The sequence below is a fragment of the Agaribacillus sp. DX54 genome (genome assembly GCF_056858335.1).
In genome coordinates, this window is the sequence record NZ_JBXEQE010000072.1 from 1 (window position 1) to 6,000 (window position 6,000).

General features: G+C 40.4%; 5 protein-coding genes and 1 tRNA gene. 5 read left to right on the forward strand and 1 reads right to left on the reverse strand.

The window, feature by feature from the left end:
• Positions 1-73 precede the first annotated feature (73 nt).
• From AC04NP_RS30155 to AC04NP_RS30165, 3 genes are all read left to right on the forward strand, one after another.
• The gene (locus AC04NP_RS30155) at positions 74-1,363 is read left to right on the forward strand and encodes a UDP-N-acetylmuramoyl-tripeptide--D-alanyl-D-alanine ligase (RefSeq protein WP_482863846.1); all 1,290 of its coding nucleotides are present in this window, start codon (positions 74-76) and stop codon (positions 1,361-1,363) included.
• A 61-nt stretch (positions 1,364-1,424) separates the two neighbouring features.
• Positions 1,425-2,471: a hypothetical protein gene (locus AC04NP_RS30160; RefSeq protein ID WP_482863842.1), complete on the forward strand. Its 1,047-nt coding sequence runs from the start codon at positions 1,425-1,427 to the stop codon at positions 2,469-2,471.
• Positions 2,472-2,613: 142 nt separating this feature from the next.
• Positions 2,614-3,087, forward strand: a complete 474-nt coding sequence (locus AC04NP_RS30165; RefSeq protein ID WP_482863843.1) for a Dps family protein — start codon at positions 2,614-2,616, stop codon at positions 3,085-3,087.
• 72 nt (positions 3,088-3,159) lie between these two features.
• Here AC04NP_RS30165 and asnB read toward each other — a convergent pair whose 3' ends face one another.
• Positions 3,160-5,061 carry an asparagine synthase (glutamine-hydrolyzing) gene (gene asnB, locus AC04NP_RS30170; RefSeq protein ID WP_482863844.1) on the reverse strand — a complete coding sequence of 634 codons (1,902 nt, stop codon included), beginning with the start codon at positions 5,059-5,061 and terminating at the stop codon, positions 3,160-3,162.
• Between the two features lie 134 nt (positions 5,062-5,195).
• On the opposite strand from asnB, the gene AC04NP_RS30175 reads away from it, so the two are divergent.
• Together AC04NP_RS30175 and AC04NP_RS30180 are read left to right on the forward strand one after the other, a co-directional pair.
• Positions 5,196-5,702: a C40 family peptidase gene (locus AC04NP_RS30175; RefSeq protein WP_482863845.1), complete on the forward strand. Its 507-nt coding sequence runs from the start codon at positions 5,196-5,198 to the stop codon at positions 5,700-5,702.
• 82 nt (positions 5,703-5,784) lie between these two features.
• A tRNA-Ala gene (locus AC04NP_RS30180) sits at positions 5,785-5,858 on the forward strand.
• Positions 5,859-6,000 lie beyond the last annotated feature (142 nt).

Consider the following 6,000-nt stretch of genomic DNA (forward strand, 5'->3'; position numbering starts at 1 on the left):
GTTAAAAGATAACAATAAATTTCAGTCACTTTTGCCAGAAAGTGTTATCTTAAAGTCCAAAATCCACGCCAGAATGATTGCCTCTCTATATGATAAATATTTAAGTGCTACCGGTGTCTCTACCGATACCAGGAAGATTAAATCCGGCAACATTTTTTTTGCACTAAGAGGCCCTAATTTTAATGCCAATAAATTTGCGAAAGCAGCATTGGAACAAGGTGCCAGCTTCGCGGTGATCGATGACCCTGACCACAAGCTCGAAGACGATCGTTACATTCTGGTAGAAGACGCTCTTAAAACACTTCAGGAACTGGCCATACATCACCGGTCTAAACTAAAAATTCCAGTCATTGGTATTACCGGTTCCAACGGAAAAACCACCACAAAGGAATTAATCCATGAGGTGTTGAGTAAAAAGTTCGTAACTTTTGCCACAGCGGGAAACCTGAATAATCATATAGGTGTACCCATTTCGGTATTATCCATTGGTCCAAAGGTGGAAATAGCCATTATTGAAATGGGCGCCAACAAAGTAGGAGACATTGCCGAATTATGTGAAATGGCCCGGCCTACACACGGACTCATTACAAACATCGGAAAAGCCCATATCGAAGGCTTCGGTGGATTCGAAGGCGTAATCAGGGGGAAAAGTGAGCTGTATCAATACCTGCTCGATCATCATGGAAAGGTTTTTATCAACTCTCAAAATGAGATATTAAATAAAATGGCCGAGCGGTTTGACAGGCCGTATTATTATCCGGATTATTCCGATTACTATCATTGCGAGTTGGTCACCGCTGATCCTTTTTTAGTAATAAGGTCAGACAAAGGCAATCTGATCGAAACCAATCTTGTAGGTAAATACAATTTTGAAAATATTGCCGCAGCACTGTGCGTTGGTAAATTTTTTGAGGTTGACAACAAAAAGGCCAACCGGGCCATCAGCAAGTACACACCCTCCAACAATCGCTCCCAGATTATTAAGAAAGGCAATAACATGCTCATTCTCGATGCATACAACGCCAATCCGGTATCAATGAGAGCTGCCATCGAAAACATCGCGGAAATGGAATCCGGAAACAAAGTGGTCATTCTGGGAGATATGAATGAACTGGGCGAAATCAGTGAAGAAGAACACTATAAAATCGGCGAATTAACCAAAGAAAGGCACTTCAACAAAGTGATTTTCTGCGGAAAAAAAATATTAGCCGCAAAAAATGCTAATCCTGAATCCACTTATTTTAAAGAAAAAGACCAGCTCATTGATTATCTTCATGAAAATCCGTTTGATAAAGCCCTGATCCTTATAAAAGCATCGAGAAGCCTGGGGCTGGAACAATTGGTTGACGTCATAGAAAAATAAAGACCACAACTATTGGCTTCGATATCATAGATGGCTTGTTTGAAGCAGAATGATAAGTGCAATGGCTTTAATTAGTAAAAAGAAAATTCCATTTAAAATAAGCCCCAGCCTGAGAAAATATCTCAGAATACATGGCAGGGAACTTAACCTCCCGATTCAGTACAATGATTTGCGGCGTTACAATAACTCTATTGCTCTTTATGACCACTGGGGTGAAGATACGTTATGGGAAACTGTATTCTACAGCCCTTCTGACATGCAGCATATCCATTACCAGCTTAAGAAAATCTATGCTATTTTGAAGGCCGATGGTGACCTGTCTGTCATGGAACACTTGTTTATTGAAAGGGTCGATATCTGTGTTTATGGCAATACACAACCATTTCGTATCCGGGTGGTTAACCGGATCAACGATAATTTTGACTACTTTTATATCAAAAATGCCGATGCTTCCAGGGTGTATGGCTTAGAGCTCGAAGATTTACTTTCCCCTAATAGAATCAGATACATTGTCAACCACGAAACCTTAATAGAAGAACATATTGTCGGTATTCCCGGTGATCAGTTTATCAAACACCATCTTCAGGATAAAAGATTGAATGAAGTGCGGCTGTCCAAAGAATTTGTAAAATTCAATGAGCGATGTTTTGTACGTTTGCTGGGAGATATGCATTCCAGCAACTTTGTAGTTGATATTACCCCCGATTTCGAAGAAGTACATTATCGTATCCGGGCCATAGATTTCGATCAGCAGTCGTATGAGGGCAGAAAAGCCATCTATATGCCAAAATATTTTAAACAAAATAACCCCATCATTGCCATTGGCATGAAACACATGACCCCGGAAACCATGCGGCAGTATCAAAAAGAGGAAAGAGCGCTTATTGCTAATCGTATTAAAGCATCCAGGTATGTGATCAAGGATTTGTTTGATGCCATGGAAAAAGACACCATTTCGTTATCCGAACATGTAGAAAACCTGAAAAAGGAGTTGGCAGAATTCTATGATGAAAAGGCCTTCCTGCGTTGTCGCACCATGGGTGAATTGGTGAAAAAAAGCCTTAAAATGGCCCTTAGAAAAAGTTTTAAAAAACCGGAATCCCTCTGAAATCATCAGCTAATCACCGGAACGTAATCTTTTTTTAATCACATAGATAACATCTATGAGATGATCAAAACAATAGATAAAATTCTGTAGCCAAAGCTGATACAAATCCGTTTATCTTAATAAACAATTAAATATATTCGTTATGGCAAATGTAAATCTAATAGGACTGGAAGTAGGCAAAGCAAAAGAGATCGCCGATCAACTTAACCTGCTGTTGTCTGACCTTCAGATTTATTACCAGAATCTGAGAGGTTTTCACTGGAACATTCAAGGACATGAGTTTTTTGATCTTCATAAAAAATTTGAGGAACTATACACCGAAACAGCCGTACATATCGATGATATAGCAGAACGGATACTAGCCCTTGATGAAACGCCTTTTCATTCCTTTGAAGATTATCTGGTTAATGCCGGTATCAAAGCTAAAACCCATGTTCACGAGGCAAAAGAGGCAATAGAAACCATCACATCTAACTTAAACAGCTTAATAATCAGGGAAAAAGAAATTCTTAAGCAGGCCAACGATGCATACGATGAAGGTACAGCTACACTGGTATCTGACATGATAAAATTACATGAAAAAAACAGTTGGATGTTTAGAGCATGGTTAAAATAGTTCTATAGTTGATCTTTATACAGTAGTTTTTGTCTGGCAAATGAGCCGGGCAAAGCTACTGTATTTTACTACTTACAAATACTTTTTCCACCACGATTGAAATACAACCAACGCCCAGATTCTTGCATGCACATCGCCGGGATTTTTAGAAAACAATTGCTCCTTTAACGCCCTGATACCCGCGTAGTCGAATACTCCCTGGTTGTTTATAAAATTCTCTGCCAAAAGATCATTTTCAATCAACGATCTTAGTTCGTTTCTGAACCATTTTAACAAAGGAACCTCAAAACCATGCTTTGGCCTTCTGTAGAGCTCCCTGGGTAAAATATCCCTGAAAGCATCCTGTAAAATCCGTTTTTTCATCTGGCTGTTAATTTTGGATTCCTCCGGCAGTGAAAAGGCATAATTGACTACATGGTGATCCAGGAATGGGACCCTGACTTCAAGACTGTTGGCCATAGACATGCTGTCTACCTTGGTTAACATGTCATTAGTCAAAACCATATGCATATCAGTATACAACACATCGTTCAGATTGCCTTTTCCGTTGAAGTGTGTGAGAATATTATGCTTTCGTTGGTTGAATTCCTCCGTATTGACTTTTTCCCTGGCCTCGAGCGTTAATATCGACATCGCCTCAAAATCGGTGGCCAATGCCGCCCAGCGCCAGTAACGCTCACGCTCACTCAGATTCATGCCAATGGCAAATCTTTGGAACTGTCTCACCTTGTTGGTCAAAGGGTTATTTCTGGATTTCGGCAATGCATTCCACAAGGGAAGCAATGATTTTACCATCGAAGCAACTGTACCCCCCTGTAAGGCTTTAAATGCTGCCTGGTGTTTATTGTATCCTGAAAACAGCTCATCTGCCCCATCTCCTGACAACGCTACCGTGGTTGTCTTCCTGGTGTGTTTACTCAGAATATAGACCGGAATAGCCGAGGAGTCTGCAAATGGTTCATCCAGGTAATCGAGAATGTCAAACAGGTGATCATATAAATCAAGGTTGGAAAGGGAAAAAACGGTATGGTGCGTATTAAATTTTCTGGCTACCGAGTTCGCATATTTGGTTTCATCAAAGAAGGGTTCATCGCGGTAGCCAATCGAAAAAGTGTTGAGTCGATCCCTGTGCCTGGTCGCCAGGGCCGTAATGACGGATGAGTCGATACCACCACTTAAAAATGCCCCGAGTGGAACGTCAGCTACCAACCTTTCTTTCACCGATTCTTCCAGTAACTCTATTAACCTCGCTTTTTGCTGCTCGTAGTTGAGGTTATCAGGATTGAGATGGCTTTTGTGATAAGGGATGTGGTAATACCTGCTGATTTTAACTTCCCTGTTTTTAATTTTCAGAAAGTGACCCGGCATCAGTTTTTTTACACCATTTAAAATAGTGCTGGGTGCAGGTATATAGTTGAATTGTAAATACTGGTATAAAGAAGTATAATCTACCGACTTTTCAATCCCATAGGCAAGCAGCGACTTCATCTCGGAGGCGAATATAATCTTATCCTCGTCCTGGTAATAGAGCAAAGGTTTAATACCAATACGATCCCTGGCCAGAAATATCGAGTTATCTTCTTTGTTATAAATGGCGAAGGCAAAAAAACCATTCAGTTTGTTAAGGCACTGTTCTTTCTCACGAATATAGAGGTTGAGTAGCACCTCTGTGTCAGAGTCTGATTTAAAACAGACACCCTGGCTGATCAAATCTTTCCGGAGCCTTTTATAGTTATAGATTTCTCCGTTAAAAACAATCGTAAACCGCCCTGTTTCATCTTTCATAGGTTGGTTGCCGTCTGCCGAAGTGTCAATAATCGATAACCTTCGATGTCCCAGACCTACAAAATATTCCGTATACATGCCCTGGTGATCCGGCCCTCTTTTTTCCAAAACCGCCGTAGCACGGGCAAGGTTGATCATATTAAACCTGCCAACTTCATTAAATGCATATATTCCGGTGATACCACACATACTGTTGCTTCACAAAAATGTTAAAATTCGGGCTGTTAATTAATTAATTTTCTTAATTAAACCATACATTTATTGAATTAAGTTATATTTAACCACATCATTGTTCGTTATCTATATGTTTAACTAAAAGATACATGGTGTCAGTAAAGTCCTCCTTCATCAATAGACCCTTTTACCTCTTTTACCTGGCGGTTTTTGTTTTGCTTGTTTTTACCAGTTGTTCTTCCGGCAAAAAGCTAAAAGCCAGACAACAAAAAATCAATAAGATCATCAATACTTCCCGAACCTTTGTAGGTACCCCCTACCGTTACGGAGGCACCAGCCAGAGGGGTATGGATTGTTCAGGACTCCTGTTAATTTCTTTCAAATCCGCCAATATCTCCCTACCCAGAAGTGCCAAAGAGCAAAGTAAGATCGGGAAAGCAGTACGCATGCAGCAATTGCGGCCCGGGGATCTGGTTTTTTTTGCCACCAAAAAGCGCAGGCGAAAAGTTTCCCATGCGGGCCTGGTCACTGAAATAAAAGGCAAGCAGTCGATCAAATTCATTCATGCCTCCTCTTCCCGTGGTGTGGTGGAGGATAACCTCTATTCAAATTATTATCAAAAAGCTTTTGTGAAAGCCCGCCGGCTGGTTTTTTGATTAGAAAAAATTGGATATATTTGCCAACCCATTGATAAACTGAAAAAAGAAAAATCAGTTATATCAATTGTTACCATTTTACGGGGCCATAGCTCAGATGGCTAGAGCGCTTGACTGGCAGTCAAGAGGTCGTGGGTTCGACTCCCATTGGCTCCACGCTGATAATCAGCCATTTACGATGAGGAAATCGTAAATGGCTTTTTTGTTGCACGTATTTTGCACGCAACAATAGGACTCACGCTTCTTTTCTGAACCACTTAGAAATTGAAAAAAGTATTTCAAATTTAGAGCTTTATTG

Coding starts and splice junctions, on each gene's coding strand:
- asnB (WP_482863844.1), bottom strand. CDS start 5,061: ATGTGTGGTATCACCGGAATATATGCATTTAATGAAGTTGGCAGGTTT.
- AC04NP_RS30175 (WP_482863845.1), top strand. CDS start 5,196: ATGGTGTCAGTAAAGTCCTCCTTCATCAATAGACCCTTTTACCTCTTT.
- AC04NP_RS30155 (WP_482863846.1), top strand. CDS start 74: ATGATTGCCTCTCTATATGATAAATATTTAAGTGCTACCGGTGTCTCT.
- AC04NP_RS30165 (WP_482863843.1), top strand. CDS start 2,614: ATGGCAAATGTAAATCTAATAGGACTGGAAGTAGGCAAAGCAAAAGAG.
- AC04NP_RS30160 (WP_482863842.1), top strand. CDS start 1,425: ATGGCTTTAATTAGTAAAAAGAAAATTCCATTTAAAATAAGCCCCAGC.